This window comes from Clavibacter nebraskensis NCPPB 2581 (genome assembly GCF_000355695.1).
Taxonomy (GTDB): Bacteria; Actinomycetota; Actinomycetes; order Actinomycetales; family Microbacteriaceae; genus Clavibacter; species Clavibacter nebraskensis.
The window spans coordinates 2,648,490-2,664,517 of the sequence record NC_020891.1; the positions used below are offsets into that span (position 1 = coordinate 2,648,490).

The following is a 16,028-nucleotide window of genomic DNA, read 5'->3' on the forward strand; positions in this document are numbered from 1 at the left end:
TCCACCGCTCCCCGTGGGAGTGATCCAGACCAGAAGGCCCAGCACTCACGTCGGAAGCAGAATCAGACCCTAGCTCAGTTGATGGTAAACACGCAACCCTCAAGGCCACGGCAACTTCTGTTTCACCAGGATCATCACCCACCAGAACAGCTCCGGAAGCCTTCCAGCTCCCCGCCCGTTCCGGCGACAAGAGGAGACATTACGCGGACCACCCCACCCCCGCAAAACAACCCGCATCCCGGGCGTGTCGCAACCGCCTCCCGCGGGCGGCGCGGCGGCGGCCCCGTGGGACCGCCGCCCGCGGGCATCAGTGGAAGAAGTGCCGCTCGCCCGTGAAGTACATGGCGACGCCGGCGGCGCGGGCGGCCTCGACGACCTCCTCGTCGCGCACGGATCCCCCGGGCTGGACCACCGCGCGGACTCCGGCGTCGAGCAGTACCTGGAGACCGTCGGCGAACGGGAAGAACGCGTCGGACGCGGCCACCGATCCGGACGCCCGGTCTCCCGCGCGCTGTACGGCGAGCTGGCAGGAGTCGACCCGGTTGACCTGGCCCATGCCGACCCCCACGGACGCACCGTGGTGGGCGAGCAGGATCGCGTTCGACTTCACCGCGCGGCAGGCCTTCCACGCGAACTCCAGGTCCGCAAGCGTCTGCTCGTCGACGGCGTCCCCGGTGGCGAGGGTCCACGACGCCGACAGGCGCGTGCCGTCCACGGGGAACACGTCCCCGGACTGCACGAGGTGGCCGCCCGAGATCTGCCGGGCTTCGAGGTCCTCGCGGTGGTACCCCTCCGGGAGCTTGAGCAGGCGCAGGTTCTTCTTCGTCTTCAGCAGCGTGAGCGCGTCGTCGTCGAACCCGGGAGCGACGAGCACCTCGGTGAAGATCTCCTTCACCATCTCGGCCATGCCCAGGGTGACGGTGCGGTTGGCCGCGATCACTCCCCCGAACGCCGAGACGGGATCGCAGTCGTGCGCGCTGCGGTGCGCGGCGGCGATCGCGTCCACCGCGCGGGGCGCAGCGACGGCGATGCCGCACGGGTTCGCGTGCTTGATGATGGCGACCGCCGGCTCCGCGAAGTCGTAGGCGGCCCGGACGGCTGCATCCGCGTCGACGAAGTTGTTGTAGGACATCTCCTTGCCGTGGAGCTGCACCGCCTGGGCGATGCCGGCGCCGTCCGATCGTCGGTAGAGGGCCGCGTCCTGGTGGGAGTTCTCGCCGTACCGGAGCACCTGGGCGAGCTCGCCCCCGACATCCCAGCTCGCGGGCCACCCGGTGCCGGGCTCCCCCGACGCATCGGGGCCGACGACCGTCGACCGGAAGTAGTCCGCGACGGCGCGGTCGTAGTCGGCCGTGTGCGCGAAGGCCGCGGCCGCCAGGCGACGCCGCAGCTCGAGGGTGGTCCCCCCGGCGCGCACGGCCTGGATCACCTCGTCGTAGCTCGACGGGGACACGACGATCGCCACGTTCGCGTGGTTCTTGGCGGACGCGCGCACCATCGCCGGCCCGCCGATGTCGATCTGCTCGATCACGTCCGACGCGGGGGCGCCCGACGCGACCGTCTCGACGAACGGGTAGAGGTTCACGACCACGAGCTGGAACGGGGAGATGCCGAGCTCGGCGAGCTGCACCTCGTGCGACTCGAGCCGGAGGTCGGCGAGGAGGCCCGCGTGCACCGCGGGGTGCAGCGTCTTGACGCGGCCGTCGAGCGACTCCGGGAAGCCCGTCACGTCCTGCACCTGCGTGACCGGGAAGCCCGCCTCGGCGATGGTGCTGGCCGTCGATCCGGTGGAGACGATCTCGACCCCGGCCTCCGCGAGCACCCGGGCCAGCTCGAGCAGCCCGGTCTTGTCGCTGACGGAGACGAGGGCGCGAGCCACCTCGATGCCGTCTCGATCGCGGAACAGGGATGGGTCGTGACGGGGACCGCTCATGCCGGGGACAGCTCCTTGAGGTCGATGGTGCCGAGGGAGATCGCGCGCACCGTGTCGACGAGGAGCCTGCGCTCCACGACCTTGATGCGCTCGTGCAGGGTGTGCTCGGTGTCGTCCGGTCGCACCGGCACGCGCTCCTGCGCGAGCACCGGCCCGGTGTCGACCCCGGTGTCGACGACGATGATGGACGCTCCGGAGCTCGTGGCCCCGGCGGCGATGGCGTCCCGGACGGCGTGGGCCCCCGGGAACTCCGGCAGGTACGCCGGGTGCGTGTTGACGATTCGGGGCGCGAACGCCGCGACGGCGCGGGGCGGGAGGAGCCGCATGAAGCCGCTGAGGACGACGAGGTCGGGTTCCCAGCCCGCGATGGCCGCCGCGAGCTCGTCCCCCCATGCCGCGCGGTCGGGGAAGCTCGCGAACGGGACCGTGAAGGTGGGGATGCCGCGCTCCTCGGCGAAGAGGAGGCCGTCGGCGTCGCGATCGGCTCCGACCGCGATCACCCGAGCCGGGTAGTCCGCGTGGTCGGCCGCCTCGAGGAGGGCGTGGAGGTTGGTCCCGCTGCCGGAGATGAGGACGACCACGTTGAGCACGCGCACAGCCTATCCGCGTCCCTCGGGGTTGCGCCGGACGAGGGGGGCCATCAGGCCGGAGACGAACATGCCCGCCACGGACGCGACGCCGATCTCGAGGAACGCGACGAGGAGGATCCACCCGGCCCCCGGGCCCACGTCGGCCAGCCGCCCCGGCCCGGCGGCGCCGCCGGAGAGGATCGCGAGCAGGGCGAGCACGATGGCGCCGACGAGGCCCATGCCGAGACCCGCGACGAGGAACCACGGCCAGCGCCGCGCCTCGGGCTCGGGGATCCGCGCGACCCGCGGTGAGAGCGCGACCGCGGCGACGAAGGACACGACGACCGGGACGAGGATGCCGAGGTAACCCAGGTCGAAGGCCCCCTGCGGCAGGACCCCCAGGACCGGCACGGACGGGATCGGGCCGACGGTCGTGCCGAGCGGCGAGATGGACGACCCGGTGCCCAGGGCGAAGCCGGGGCCGATGAGCCAGGACGCCGCCCACATCACGAGGTTCGGCAGGAGCGCGATCTGCGCCAGCGTGAGCGCGACGCCGCCGACGATCCCCGTCTGCAGCGTCTCGTAGAGGGTGATGACGGTCGCGTACTGGAGGCCCAGCAGCACCGCGACGACCACGGCGGAGATCGCCACGACGCCGAACGCCGCGGCCGCTCCCCCGCGGACGGCCGTGGCGGCGACGGATGCCGCGCCCTCCGGCAGGCGGTCGAACGCGTCGCGGGCGCTCCGGATGGCGCCGGCCGCGCGGCCGGACGATAGGGACCCCCACCACCGGCGGGCCCTCGCCCGATCGGCGCGCGCGATCCCGCCGATGAGGAGACCGAGTGCGAGGACCAGCGTCGGCAGGATCGCCCCGCGCCCGACGGCCGGGGAGACGCCCTCGTGCTGCGCCGAGAGCGCGAGGCCGAGGGACAGCACGGCGGTGGTGGCCACCGCGGAGACGGCGCCGACGCCGGGGTGGTCGGTCTCGACGATGCGGCGGCCGGCGCGGATGCCGAGGAGGAGCGTGAGGAGCGCGAAGCCCAGGGGCGCGAGCGTGAGCGCGAACGGGGCGTCGACGCCCGGGAGGCCGAGGGACGAGGCGAGCGCCGGATCCAGCGACGCCGTGAGCGGCACTCCGTGCCCGAGGAGCCACAGGTCCACCGCGGTGCGCGCGAAGACGCCCCAGTCGATCTGCAGGTCGTACTGCCCGGCCCACAGAGCCGTGAGCGGCACGAGGGGCAGGGCGACGCCGACCCCCACCACCAGGAGCGCCTCGAGTGCCGCGAACAGGGCGGTTGCGTGTCGGTTCATGCCTCGACGACCCTACCGGCCGGGCCATGCGCGACCCGTCCGGCGACGGGCGCGCCGGAGCATCTGCAGGCCGATCCGCATGTGGAGGACCCGGGCAGCACGACGGCCCGCATCCACCGGGGATGCGGGCCGTCGTGGTGCGCTCGCGAGCGCATCGGCGCTACAGGGCCGCGAAGACCTCGCGGAGGAGGTTGGCCGTCTCGGTCGGCGTCTTGCCGACCTTGACGCCGGAGGCCTCGAGGGCCTCCTTCTTGCCCTGCGCCGTACCGCTGCCGCCGGAGACGATGGCGCCGGCGTGGCCCATGGTCTTGCCCTCGGGAGCCGTGAAGCCCGCGACGTACGCGACGACCGGCTTGGTGACGTGCGCCTTGATGTACTCGGCCGCGCGCTCCTCGGCGTCGCCGCCGATCTCGCCGATCATGACGATGGCGCGCGTCTCCGGGTCGGCCTCGAACGCCTCGAGGGCGTCGATGTGCGTGGTGCCGATGATCGGGTCGCCACCGATGCCGATGGCGGTCGAGATGCCGAGGTCGCGCAGCTCGAACATCATCTGGTACGTGAGCGTGCCCGACTTCGACACGAGGCCGATGGGGCCGGCTTCCGTGATGGTGGCGGGGATGATGCCGGCGTTCGACTTGCCGGGGCTGATGATTCCGGGGCAGTTCGGGCCGACGATGCGGGTCTTCCCGCCTGTGCTCTTGGCGTGCGACCAGAACTCCGCGGAGTCCTTGACCGGGATGCCCTCGGTGATGACGACCGCGAGCGGGATGGCGGCGTCGATCGCCTCCACCACGGCGCTCTTCGCGAAGGCCGGGGGGACGAAGATGACCGACACGTCGGCACCCGTCTCCGCCATGGCCTCGGCGACCGAGCCGAAGATCGGGAGCTCGACGCCCTCGATGGTGACCGTGCTGCCCGCCTTGCGCGGGTTGACGCCGCCGACGACCTTGCTGCCGGACGCGAGCATGCGGCCCGCGTGCTTGGTGCCCTCGGAGCCCGTGAGGCCCTGGACGATGATCCTGCTGTTCTCGTCGAGAAGAATCGACATCTATCTGTTCCTGTTCTCTCGGGAGTTAGGCGGCGGCCAGCTCGGCGGCCTTGTCGGCCGCCTCGTCCATGGTGCCGACGACGGTGACGAGGGGGTGGGCGCGCTCCTCGAGGATGCGGCGACCCTCCTCGACGTTGTTGCCGTCGAGGCGGACGACGAGCGGCTTGGTGGCGGCGTCGCCCAGCTTGTCGAGCGCGCCGACGATGCCGTTCGCGACCGCGTCGCACGACGTGATGCCGCCGAAGACGTTGACGAAGACGCTGGTGACCTGCTCGTCGCCGAGGATGACGTCGAGGCCTGCGGCCATGACCTCGGCCGACGCTCCGCCGCCGATGTCGAGGAAGTTCGCCGGGCGCACGCCGCCGTGCTTCTCGCCGGCGTAGCTGACGACGTCGAGCGTCGACATGACGAGACCCGCGCCATTGCCGATGATGCCGACCTGGCCGTCGAGCTTGACGTAGTTGAGGTCGGACTCCTTGGCCTTCGCCTCGAGCGGATCCGCGGCGGCCGCGTCCTCGAGGGCCGCGTGGCCCTCGTGGCGGAAGCCGGCGTTCTCGTCCAGCGTGACCTTGCCGTCGAGGGCGATGATGTCGCCCGACTCCGTGAGGACGAGCGGGTTGACCTCGACGAGCGTCGCGTCCTCGTCGCGGTACACCCACCAGAGGCGCTCGAAGACGGGCGCGACCTTGGCGATGAGCTCCTCCGGGAACGAGGCGGCGCGGGCGATCTCCTCGGCCTTGGCGGCGTCGATGCCGGCGACCGGGTCGATCTCGATGCGGGCGAGCGCCTCGGGGCGCGTGACCGCGAGCTCCTCGATCTCCATGCCGCCCTCGTAGCTGGCGAGGCACAGGTAGGAGCGCTCGGCGCGGTCGAGGAGGATCGAGAAGTAGAACTCCTGCGCGATGCGGGCTCCGGCCGCGACCATCACGCGGTGCACGGTGTGGCCCTTGATGTCGAGCCCGAGGATGGACTGCGCCGCCTCGTGGGCCGCGTCGGCGCTCTGGGCGACCTTGACGCCGCCGGCCTTGCCGCGGCCTCCGGTCTTCACCTGCGCCTTCACGACGACGGTGCCGCCCAGCTTCTCGGCCGCGGCGCGCACCTCCTCGGCGGTGTCGGCGACGATCCCCGGCAGGACCGGGACGCCGTAGGACTCGAAGAGGTCCCTGGCCTGGTATTCGAAAAGATCCACGCGTGTCATCCCATCCGCACCCGCGCTCGGCGGTTACGTGCGTCGTTCGAGGCTGCGGTGCCACGACCGTCTGGTGGCGGCACCCGGTGTGTTGCGGCTGGTCGACGCGTCCGCCGCCCACCTGCGTAGGCCGGACCGCCGCGTCGACGACCGTGGAGAGCCTATCGGGTCGCGGGTGGACCGGTCCGGGTGCGCCGGGACCGTTCGCCGACGCGCGATCGGCGGCCTGGGGAGGGACACTGGGCGGATGAGGCCGAGGACGCATCCCGCGCTCCTGCCTGACGGATCCATCCGGGACATCGCGGGCGAGGGGATCCTCCTGGCGGCGGGAGCGCGGGCGATCCTGCTCCAGGTCGCGGACCCGGCCGTGGCCCGGGGCGTGGCCGAGCACAGCGACTTCGCGTCGCGGCCGCTCGACCGGCTCGAGGGCACGCTCGGCTACATCTACGCCGTCGTGTTCGGATCCCCCGCCGAGGTCGCGCGCGCCCGGCGGATCGTCGGGCGGGCGCATGCACCGGTCCGGTCGACGGACGCGGCGGCGGACAGCTCGGCGCCGGCCTACTCCGCCTACGACCCGGAGCTGCAGCTCTGGGTGGCGGCGACGGTCTACCAGTCGGCCATCACGATGTTCGAGCTCTGCTTCGGGCCGCTGCCCGAGGAGGCCGCCGACAGGATCCACCGGCAGTACGCCGTCCTCGGCACGGCGCTGCAGGTGCCGGAGGGGATGTGGCCCGGGGACCGCCGGGCGTTCCGCGCCTACTGGGACGAGCGGATCGCGAGGCTCGAGCCGACGGCGGACGCCCGTCGCATCGCGCGGACGCTGCTCGACGGGCGGGCCGCGCCGCCGGCGGTCCGCGCGGTCATGCCCCTCGTGGCGCTCGTGACGGCGGGGCTCCTGCCGCCGCGGATCCGGGCGGGCTTCGGGATGCGGTGGGACGCGCGGCACGAGCGGCGCTGCGCCCGCCTCCTCGCGCCCGTCCTCGCCGTCTACCGGGTGCTGCCGCGTGTCGTCCGAGAGGCGCCGCGCTCGGTCATCACGCGCAGGTACCGCCGCCGCGCCGTCGGATAGGGCGCGTCCGGGCCGCTCCTGCACAGGCAGGTGGTCGCAGGAGCAGTCCCCGGCCCTCCGCACGGGCGACGCGACCGATGCACTCGAGCCGCACTGTGCGGCCATGACATGGAACCCCTCGACCACCCGCTCCTCCTCCCCTCGGCGCGACCGCCCGGCACGGCGGCCGCGCACCGCCCGGCTCGTGTCGGCGATCGTGGGCGTCGGCCTCGCGCTCGGGTCCGCGACGAGCGCCGTGCCTCCCGCGCTGGCGCTGGGCGCGGTCTCCCACGGCGTCGGCTACGCGGCGGGGTCGGACGGCCGCTGGTTGGGCTCGTACCGCATGGACGACGGCCGCCTCGGCTTCTGCATCGACGTCGGGCTCGCTGCGCCGCCCGGTCACGCGTACTCCCCGGTGGACGACGCGGGCGCGACGCCCGACGACCGCGCCCGGCTCGCCTACATATCGCGGCGCTGGGCGGGCTCCGCGGATCCCGAGACCGCGGCCGCGGGGCAGCTCGCGACGTGGAGCATCACCGGCCTCGGCGCGCACGACCTCTCCTGGTACGCGGCCCGCGCCGGCGATCACGCGGGGGCGGTCGAGTCCCGTGCGCGCGACATGCTCGCGGAGGCGGGATCCGGCGCATCGCGCTCGGTGACCGCCGCCGCGACCGTGGCGCTCGGGGACGACGGACGCGGGACCGTGCGCGTCGACCTGCGCGCCGACCTCGTCGCGACCGGGCCGTCGGACGTGCCGGCCGGCTCCCAGACGGGGACCGTCACGCTCGACGGCGCCGTGTTCGACGACGGGAGCACGACCGCGCAGGTGGCGAACGGCACCGCGGTGTCGCTCCGGGCGACGGGATCCTCTGCGACGCTCCACGTCACGGCGAGCGCCGCCTTCTCCTCCCTCCCCTACGGCGACGCCCTCGACGCGGTGGGCGACGGCGGTGCGTCGCAGCGGATGATCCTCGCCCGGCCCGCGGACGCCCGGGCCGAGGCGCACGCCGACGCGCAGTCGCCGAGCCCGCTCCCCTTCGCCCCGCGCGTCGTCACGCGGACGTCGCGCACCGTGGCGTCGATGGGCGACGAGCTCGCCGACGCGCTCCGGGTGTCCGCCGATCCCGCCACCCCCGCCGACCACGGGAGGCCGGCGACGTCCGACGGCTGGGGGCTGACCCGCCGGGGCGACGGGAGCCTGGCACCCGTGCCGGTCACCGTCCGGAGCAGGCTCCTCGGGCCGTTCCCGGAGCAGGTCGGGCCCGAGCGCGACGAAGCCCCTGCCGGCGCCCCGCAGGTGTGCGAGGTCGTGACGCGCATCGACCGCGGGCCGGGCGACTACGCCTCGCCCGCCTGCCGTCTCCCCGCCGGGGGCTTCTACACCTGGGTCGAGTCCATCTCGCCCGATGACACCGCCGTCGCGGACGGGCGCGCACGGGTGCTGCCCTGGCGGTCGACCTTCGGCGCCGCCACCGAGACGACGCAGGTGCCGCAGCCGCCGCGGATCACGACGACCATCGGATCCTCGGAGATTACGACGGGCGGATGCCAGACCGACACGCTGCACGTGACGTCGTTCGTCGGGGTCGGGTCCATCCCCGTGCACGTCCGTCTCGCGGGTCCCTTCGCGACCGCGCCCGCCGAGGGCGAGCAGGTGCTCGTCGGTGATGCCAGCGGCTCCGGCGGCCCCGCGGCCGACATCGCGCTCGACGACGACGGCGACGTGATCACGCCCTGCATTCGCGTCACCTCGCCCGGCTGGTACGTCGCCGTCCTCGACAGCCCGGGCCGCCCCGCGGGGGACGCGGACGGAGCCGCCATCGCGCCGTTCGCCGATCACGTGGCGCACGCGGGCGAGACCTTCCACGCGGGTCCGCCGCCCGCCGCCGAGGTCGCCGCACCGCCCGCCCACGCGCAGCTCGCGACGACGGGCGGAGCACCGGGGATCGACGTGCCGGGATCCGGTGGCACGCACCGGATGGGCGCGCAGCAGCTCGCGTGCGCAGCCACGGCCCTCGGCGCTCTCGGTGCCGTCGGCATCGGCGCGCGAAGAGCAGGCCGGCGCCGACCCCCGGCTAGAGCTTCTCGATGGGCGCGATCTTGATGAGCAGGCGCTTGCGGCCCGCCGGTCCGTCGAACTGCACCTCGGCGATGCGCTTGCGCCCCTCGCCCGTGATGCCCGTGACGCGGCCCTCGCCGAAGTCGGTGTGGCGGATGCGGTCGCCGAACGCGAGCTCGAGGTCGCCGTTGTCGCGCACCTGGCCGGTGACCGTGTTGGCCCACTGGGTCTTGGGGCGCGGAGGCGGCGGCAGGGCCGGATCCTCGAACCCGCTCGAGGACCGGGAGCGACCGCCGTACCCCCCTCCCTCGCGTCGGGCGTTGAGAGCGCGCGGTTGAGTGCCTCCGCGCGACGTGGCCATGCCGGGCGACTGCTTCCAGTCGATGAGCTCGGCCGGGATCTCCTGCAGGTACCGGCTGGGCATCGCGACGTTCACCTCGCCGAACTGGGCCCGGGTCATCGCCAGGGAGATGAACAGGCGCCGGCGGGCGCGCGTGATGCCGACGTAGAACAGGCGGCGCTCCTCCGCCGGGCCGCCGGGCTCGTTCGCCGACATGCGGTGGGGCAGCAGGTCCTCCTCCACGCCGGTGAGGAAGACCGAGTCGTACTCGAGCCCCTTCGCGGTGTGGAGGGTCATGAGGGACACGGTGCCGCTCGAGTCGTCGAGCTCGTCCGCCGCGGCGACGAGCGACACCTCCGTGAGGAAGTCGACCAGCTGGCCCTCGGGGTTGTTGCGCGAGAACTCCTTCGTGACGGCGACGAGCTCCTCGACGTTCTCGGCGCGTGCTTCGTCCTGCGCGTCCTTGCTCGCCCGCAGCGCCTGCACCAGGCCGCTCTTCTCGAGCAGCGTGGTCACCAGGTCGCCCACGGAGGTCCGCCCCTCCGGGCGGTCGGGGTCCAGCAGCAACGCCACCTCGTCGAGCATGCGCGAGAGCGTGAGGATCGCCTGCGTCACCTTGGGCCCGAGCCCCAGCTCGGACGCGCGGCGCATGGCCTCGCGGAAGGTCACGCCGTGCGACTCCGCGAAGTTGGCCAGAGCCGTCTCCGTGGCGGGGCCGATGCCCCGCTTCGGGGTGTTGAGGATGCGGCGCAGGGCCAGCACGTCCGCGGGGTTCGCCACGGCGACGAGGTACGCCATGGCGTCCTTGATCTCGGCCCGCTCGTAGAACTTCGTCCCGCCCATGATCCGGTAGGGAACGGCCGAGCGGATGAGGATCTCCTCGAGCGCGCGCGTCTGCGCGTTGGTGCGGTAGAAGACGGCGATCTCGGAGTAGGCGGTGCCCTCATCGTGGAGCTTCTGGATCTCGTCGGCGACGAACTGCGCCTCGTCGTGGCCCGAGTACCCGGTGAAGCCGATGATCTTGTCGCCGTCGCCGATGGACGTCCACAGCTTCTTGTCCTTGCGGTCGAAGTTGTTCGAGATGACGGCGTTGGCGGCGGTGAGGATGTTCTGGGTCGACCGGTAGTTCTGCTCGAGGAGCACGACCTTCGACTGCGGGAAGTCGCGCTCGAACTCGGTGATGTTGCGGATGTCAGCGCCGCGGAACGCGTAGATGGACTGGTCGCTGTCGCCCACCACGGTGAGCGACGCCCCGTCGATCCCGCCCATGCCGTTCGTGGACATGCGCGTGTCGACGGGCACGTCCTCCGGGGCGACCGCGCGCGTCAGCTCCCGGATGAGCGAGTACTGGGCGTGGTTCGTGTCCTGGTACTCGTCCACCAGCACGTGCCGGAAGCGCCGCTGGTAGAGCGCCGCGACCTTGGGGAACGCGCGGAAGAGGTAGACGGTCTGCCCGATGAGGTCGTCGAAGTCGAACGCGTTGGCGGAGGCGAGCGAGCGCGTGTACTGCCGGAAGATCTCCACGAACATGGCCTCGACCGGGTCGTTGAAGTTGGCCGTACGCGCGAACGTGTCCGCATCCGACAGTTCGTTCTTGAGCTTCGAGATGCGACCGGACACCGAGGAGACGGTGAAGCCGAGCGTGTCCGCGTCGAGCTGCTTGATGATCCGCTTGATGAGCACGCGGCTGTCCGCGGAGTCGTAGATGGTGAAGTTCTGCGTGAAGCCGAACGCCTCCGCCTCGCGTCGGAGGATGCGCACGCACGCGGAGTGGAACGTCGAGATCCACATACCCTCGGATGCCTGCCCGAGCAGCGACTCGACGCGCTCGCGCATCTCGGCGGCGGCCTTGTTCGTGAAGGTGATGGCGAGGATCTGGCTCGGCCACGCCTCCCGGGACTCGATGAGGCTCGCGATGCGGTGCGTCAGCACGCGCGTCTTACCGGATCCGGCGCCCGCGACGATGAGCAGGGCGGGACCCCGGTACACGACGGCCTCGCGCTGCTCCGGGTTGAGACCCTCGAGCAGCGGATCCTCCGGGGCTCCCGGCCCGCCGTCGGCGCCCGACCGGCCGTCGAGGATGATCGGCGTGCTGGAGGGGCGAAGGGCGGCGGGGTCGGCACTCATGTCGGCATCGATCCTAGGCGCTGCCCCCGACGCACGACCGGGCGCCCAGGCGAGGCAGGCCGGGCTGGATGGCCATCGGCCGCGCAGGCTGCGTGGGCCGCGCGTCCCGCGAGGCCCGCACCTCGCGCGCTACCGCCCCACCGCCGCCACCCGCTCCTCCACGAGCCGGACCGCGAGATCCGGGTGGTCGGCGAACACGCCGTCGACGCCCGCGTCGAGGAGCCGCCCCCAGTGCGTACGGAAGTCGCCGTGCGCGGACTTGGGACCGGGGCCGCGGAGGGGCCGGGGCAGGAACGCGTTCTCGGGACGGAGCGTCCAGGTGAAGACCGAGAGCCCGGCGTCGTGCGCGCGGCGGACCAGGTCGGAGACGGGAGCCGCCCCTCCATCGGAGCCAGACCCGGAGCCGGCGCCAGACCCGGCGCCGGAGCCGGAGCCGAAGCCCGCGACAGGGCAGATCCGCTCGAGGCCCACGCTGATGCCGTCCACCTCGGCGGCCAGCGCCGCGAGCCCCGCGTCGGTCAGCTGCTCGTCGAAGGTGATGGCCGAGTCGCCGTGACGCGCCACCTCGTCGATCGCCGCACCGCACCCCTCGAGGAGGTACACCAGCCGTGCCGCGACGCCGCGCGCCCGGACGGCCAGGAGCGCTGTCCGCTCGAAGGACTCGATCGTGAGGCGCGAGGCGTCGTCCCCCCAGCCGTGCTCCCGGAGGTCCCGGGCGAGCAGCTCGTCGAGCGGCATGCCGAGCGCGGCGAAGTGCGTGGCGTGCTTGATCTCCGCGACCATGCCGAGCGGGCGGCCGTGGCGTGCCGACTCCTGGTCGATGATCCGCAGCAGGTCGGGCAGGGAGAGCACGGTCTCCTGGTCGTCGTGGGTCGCGCTGTCGGGCCGGGCCGCGGGGATCCGCTCCCGGCAGCGCAGCGTGCGGATCTCGGCCCACGTCATGTCCTCCGTGAACCAGCCCGTGCGCTCGACGCCGTCGACGACGCGCGTGGCACGGCGGTCGGCGAACTCGGGCCGGTCGGCCACGTCGGTCGTGCCGGACAGCTCGTTCTCGTGCCGGATGACGAGCACCCCGTCGGACGAGGCGACGAGGTCGGGTTCGACGGCGTCCGCGCCCTGCGCGAAGCCCAGCCGCACGGCGGCGGCGGAGTGCTCGGGGCGGTAGCCGCTGGCTCCGCGATGGGCGATGACGAGGGGGCGAGGGCGAGGGGCGTGATCCACGCCGCGCACGCTACAGGCGCCGGGTGGACGGCGAGCGCGTACTCATCTGAGGAAATACACGGCCCACGCGAGTGGTCTCCCAGCCTGGCCAGCTAAATTGGTCGTCAATCACGTTCAACCACCATTGAGAGTAGAAGGACCATGGCCAACCCCACGTTCTCCAACAACCCGGTCTTCAACGGCCGGGGTGCGACGCCCACGAGGGATGTGACCCCGGAGAGCCTCGACGAGCTCTACAACCGCCCGTCGGCGACGCCGCTCGAGACCGACCGCATGTCCTTCGAGGACACGACCGTCAAGACGGTCAGCCTGCTCGCGATCGTCGTCGTCCTCGGCGCCGTCGCGTGGCTCTCGGGCCCGCTCGCCCTCCCCCTCGCGATGCTCGGCGCCATCGGCGGCCTCGTGCTCGGCCTCGTCAACTCCTTCAAGAAGGAGCCGTCCGTCCCGCTCATCGTCGCGTACGCCGCATTCGAGGGGCTGCTCGTCGGAGGTCTCTCGTACTTCATCGACGCCCAGTTCCCCGGCGTGGCCACGCAGGCAGTCCTCGGCACGGCGGCGGTCTTCGTCACCGTCCTGCTGCTGTTCCGCAGTGGCAAGATCCGCGCTTCCGCCAAGGCGACCAAGATCTTCCTGATCGCGATGGTCGGCTACGCGCTGTTCTCGGTCGCCAACTTCTTCATGATGATCTTCGGCGCCACGGACAACCCCTGGGGTATGCGCGGCTACGAGGTCTTCGGCATCCCGCTCGGCTTCCTGATGGGGATCCTCGCCGTCTTCCTCGCGTCGTACTCGCTGGTCCTCGACTTCGACTTCATCCAGCGCGGCGTCCGCGCCGGCGCTCCCCGCAAGTACGGCTGGACCGCGGCGTTCGGCCTCGTCGTCACCATCGTGTGGCTGTACGTCGAGCTGCTCCGCCTCTTCGCGATCCTGCGCGGCAACAACTAGCACCACAGCAGGTCCCTGGCCCAGCACCGCGGGCCGGCAGCACGACGAAGGCCGCTCCCCGAGGGGAGCGGCCTTCGTCATCGAGCACCGGCGTCAGGGCCGGCGCGGGAGGATCACTCCCACTCGATGGTTCCCGGCGGCTTCGACGTGACGTCGAGCACGACGCGGTTCACGCCGTCGACCTCGTTCGTGATGCGGTTCGAGATGCGCGCGAGCACGTCGTACGGGAGGCGGGTCCAGTCGGCGGTCATGGCGTCCTCGCTGGAGACGGGGCGCAGCACGATGGGGTGGCCGTAGGTGCGGCCGTCGCCCTGCACGCCGACCGAGCGGACGTCCGCGAGGAGCACGACCGGGCACTGCCAGATCTCGCCGTCGAGGCCCGCTGCGGTGAGCTCGGCGCGCGCGATGGCGTCGGCCTTGCGCAGCAGCTCGAGGCGCTCGGCCGTGACCTCGCCGACGATGCGGATCCCGAGGCCGGGGCCGGGGAACGGCTGGCGCCCCACGATGACCTCGGGCAGGCCGAGCTCGCGGCCGATGGCGCGCACCTCGTCCTTGAACAGCGTGCGGAGCGGCTCGACGAGCTCGAACTTCAGGTCCTCGGGGAGGCCGCCGACGTTGTGGTGGCTCTTGATGTTCGCGGTGCCCGTGCCACCGCCGGACTCGACCACGTCCGGGTAGAGCGTGCCCTGCACGAGGAAGCGGATCGGCTCGCCGTCGGCCTTCGCCTCCAGCACGAGCGCCTCGGCGGCGCCCTCGAACGACCGGATGAACTCGCGGCCGATGATCTTGCGCTTGGCCTCGGGATCCGTGACGCCCGCGAGGCCGTCGAGGAACTGCTCGGCCGCGTCGACCGTGACGAGGCGGACGCCCGTGGCGGCCACGTAGTCCTCCTCGACCTGACGGCGCTCGTCCTGGCGGAGGAGGCCGTGGTCGACGAAGACGCAGGTGAGCTGGTCGCCGACCGCGCGGTGCACGATGGCCGCGGCGACCGCGGAGTCGACGCCGCCGGAGAGGCCGCAGATGACGCGGGCGTCGCCGACCTGGGCGCGGATCCGCTCGACCTGCTCGGCGATGACGTTGCCGCTGTTCCAGTCGCCGGGGATGCCCGCGGCGCGGTGCAGGAAGTTCTCGAGCACGGCCTGCCCGTGGGCGGAGTGCTTGACCTCGGGGTGCCACTGCACGCCGTAGAGGCGGCGCTCGTCGCTCGCGAACGCGGCGACCGGCGTGGACGCGCTGGACGCGAGCACCTCGAAGCCCGCGGGAGCCTTCGACACGGAGTCGCCGTGGCTCATCCACACGGTCTGGTCGTCGGGCTGGCCGTCGAGCAGGGTGCTGCCGGGCGTGAGCGTGACCGCGGTCGATCCGTACTCGCGGGCTCCGGTGTGCGCGACCTCGCCGCCGAGCGCGCGAGCCATGACCTGGAAGCCGTAGCAGATGCCGAGCACGGGGACGCCCAGGTCGAGGATCCCCTCGTCGAGGCCGGGCGAGCCCTCCTCGTAGACGCTCGACGGGCCGCCGCTTAGGACGATGCCGGACGGGTCCTTCGCGCGGATCTCCTCGGCCGTGATCGTGGACGGCACGATCTCCGAGTAGACGTTGGCCTCGCGGACGCGGCGGGCGATCAGCTGCGCGTACTGGGCGCCGAAGTCGACGACGAGGACGGGGCGCTGGTTCGTGGGGTTGTCGACGCTCAAGTGGTGGCCTCCGTAGTGGTGGTCGGGTCGATGGGTCGGGGATCCGCGTCATCGCGGTCGTCGGCGGCGGGGGCCTTCCGGCGGGGCGCCTCGAGTTCCGCGATGGTCTCCCGTACCCGGCGGGCGATGCGCGCCTCGACGATGAAGGAGAGGAACGGCACGACGCCGCCCGCGGCGATGAGGATGAAGCGGGTGAACGACCAGCGCATCTTCTGCCAGAGCAGGAAGTCGCTGATGAGGTAGACCACGTAGATGTTGCCGTGGACGATCTGGATCAGGAGGCTCACGTTCGTGCCCGTGAGCGTGTCCGCGGGCGAGAGCGCGAGGAACCCGGACGGGCCGTTCAGCTCGAGCTCGTAGCCGGCGCCGGCGAGGTACTGCAGCGATCCGTCGACGAACTGGAAGCCGGGCAGGTACTTGATGCCCATCTCCACGACGAGGAGGAGCAGGAACGCGCCGGTGATGAACGCCATGACGCGGTAGAAGCCGAGGACCCTCCGGATCTGCGGGACGTCGGAGCGCTTGAGTCCGTAGGCCATGCGTG

General features: G+C 72.4%; 12 protein-coding genes. 3 read left to right on the top strand and 9 right to left on the bottom strand.

The window, feature by feature from the left end; all coding sequences use genetic code 11:
* Positions 1–307: 307 nt before the first annotated feature.
* From purH to sucC, 5 genes are all read right to left on the bottom strand, one after another.
* Entirely contained in the window at positions 308–1,933 is a 1,626-nt protein-coding gene (gene purH, locus CMN_RS12370; protein ID WP_015491139.1) for a bifunctional phosphoribosylaminoimidazolecarboxamide formyltransferase/IMP cyclohydrolase, read from the bottom strand.
* Positions 1,930–2,523: a phosphoribosylglycinamide formyltransferase gene (gene purN / locus CMN_RS12375; RefSeq protein WP_041465566.1), complete on the bottom strand. Its 594-nt coding sequence runs from the start codon at positions 2,521–2,523 to the stop codon at positions 1,930–1,932. The genes purH and purN overlap by 4 nt, the downstream gene beginning before the upstream one ends.
* Positions 2,524–2,532: 9 nt before the next feature.
* Entirely contained in the window at positions 2,533–3,813 is a 1,281-nt protein-coding gene (locus CMN_RS12380) for a cell division protein PerM (protein ID WP_015491141.1), read from the bottom strand.
* Positions 3,814–3,973: 160 nt separating this feature from the next.
* Positions 3,974–4,861 carry a succinate--CoA ligase subunit alpha gene (gene sucD / locus CMN_RS12385; protein WP_012039236.1) on the bottom strand — a complete coding sequence of 296 codons (888 nt, stop codon included), beginning with the start codon at positions 4,859–4,861 and terminating at the stop codon, positions 3,974–3,976.
* A 25-nt stretch (positions 4,862–4,886) separates the two neighbouring features.
* Positions 4,887–6,050, bottom strand: a complete 1,164-nt coding sequence (gene sucC / locus CMN_RS12390) for an ADP-forming succinate--CoA ligase subunit beta (protein ID WP_015491142.1) — start codon at positions 6,048–6,050, stop codon at positions 4,887–4,889.
* A gap of 247 nt (positions 6,051–6,297) precedes the next feature.
* On the opposite strand from sucC, the gene CMN_RS12395 reads away from it, so the two are divergent.
* Positions 6,298–7,119: an oxygenase MpaB family protein gene (locus tag CMN_RS12395; protein WP_015491143.1), complete on the top strand. Its 822-nt coding sequence runs from the start codon at positions 6,298–6,300 to the stop codon at positions 7,117–7,119.
* Positions 7,120–7,222: 103 nt separating this feature from the next.
* Positions 7,223–9,202, top strand: coding sequence for a hypothetical protein (locus CMN_RS12400; RefSeq protein WP_015491144.1), 1,980 nt, complete (start codon positions 7,223–7,225; stop codon positions 9,200–9,202).
* Here the strand turns inward: CMN_RS12400 and CMN_RS12405 are convergent.
* The gene (locus tag CMN_RS12405; RefSeq protein WP_015491145.1) at positions 9,174–11,624 is read right to left on the bottom strand and encodes an ATP-dependent helicase; all 2,451 of its coding nucleotides are present in this window, start codon (positions 11,622–11,624) and stop codon (positions 9,174–9,176) included. The two genes, CMN_RS12400 and CMN_RS12405, sit on opposite strands and share 29 nt — an antisense overlap.
* Positions 11,625–11,753: 129 nt before the next feature.
* On the bottom strand, positions 11,754–12,854 hold the full coding sequence (locus CMN_RS12410; RefSeq protein WP_015491146.1) for a glycerophosphodiester phosphodiesterase family protein: 1,101 nt from the start codon (positions 12,852–12,854) through the stop codon (positions 11,754–11,756).
* Between the two features lie 132 nt (positions 12,855–12,986).
* Here CMN_RS12410 and CMN_RS12415 point away from each other — a divergent pair, with 132 nt between their 5' ends.
* Positions 12,987–13,790 carry a Bax inhibitor-1/YccA family protein gene (locus CMN_RS12415; RefSeq protein ID WP_015491147.1) on the top strand — a complete coding sequence of 268 codons (804 nt, stop codon included), beginning with the start codon at positions 12,987–12,989 and terminating at the stop codon, positions 13,788–13,790.
* 113 nt (positions 13,791–13,903) lie between these two features.
* Here the strand turns inward: CMN_RS12415 and guaA are convergent, their stop codons facing one another.
* Both guaA and CMN_RS12425 read right to left on the bottom strand, forming a co-directional pair.
* A complete protein-coding gene (guaA, locus tag CMN_RS12420) occupies positions 13,904–15,484 on the bottom strand; it encodes a glutamine-hydrolyzing GMP synthase (RefSeq protein ID WP_015491148.1) in 1,581 nt (526 codons plus the stop codon).
* The gene (locus CMN_RS12425) at positions 15,481–16,023 is read right to left on the bottom strand and encodes a DUF3817 domain-containing protein (protein WP_015491149.1); all 543 of its coding nucleotides are present in this window, start codon (positions 16,021–16,023) and stop codon (positions 15,481–15,483) included. Before CMN_RS12425 ends, guaA begins: the two co-directional genes overlap by 4 nt.
* Positions 16,024–16,028 lie beyond the last annotated feature (5 nt).

Coding starts and splice junctions, on each gene's coding strand:
- CMN_RS12380 (WP_015491141.1), bottom strand. CDS start 3,813: ATGAACCGACACGCAACCGCCCTGTTCGCGGCACTCGAGGCGCTCCTG.
- purH (WP_015491139.1), bottom strand. CDS start 1,933: ATGAGCGGTCCCCGTCACGACCCATCCCTGTTCCGCGATCGAGACGGC.
- CMN_RS12395 (WP_015491143.1), top strand. CDS start 6,298: ATGAGGCCGAGGACGCATCCCGCGCTCCTGCCTGACGGATCCATCCGG.
- CMN_RS12400 (WP_015491144.1), top strand. CDS start 7,223: ATGACATGGAACCCCTCGACCACCCGCTCCTCCTCCCCTCGGCGCGAC.
- CMN_RS12425 (WP_015491149.1), bottom strand. CDS start 16,023: ATGGCCTACGGACTCAAGCGCTCCGACGTCCCGCAGATCCGGAGGGTC.
- sucD (WP_012039236.1), bottom strand. CDS start 4,861: ATGTCGATTCTTCTCGACGAGAACAGCAGGATCATCGTCCAGGGCCTC.
- CMN_RS12415 (WP_015491147.1), top strand. CDS start 12,987: ATGGCCAACCCCACGTTCTCCAACAACCCGGTCTTCAACGGCCGGGGT.
- CMN_RS12405 (WP_015491145.1), bottom strand. CDS start 11,624: ATGAGTGCCGACCCCGCCGCCCTTCGCCCCTCCAGCACGCCGATCATC.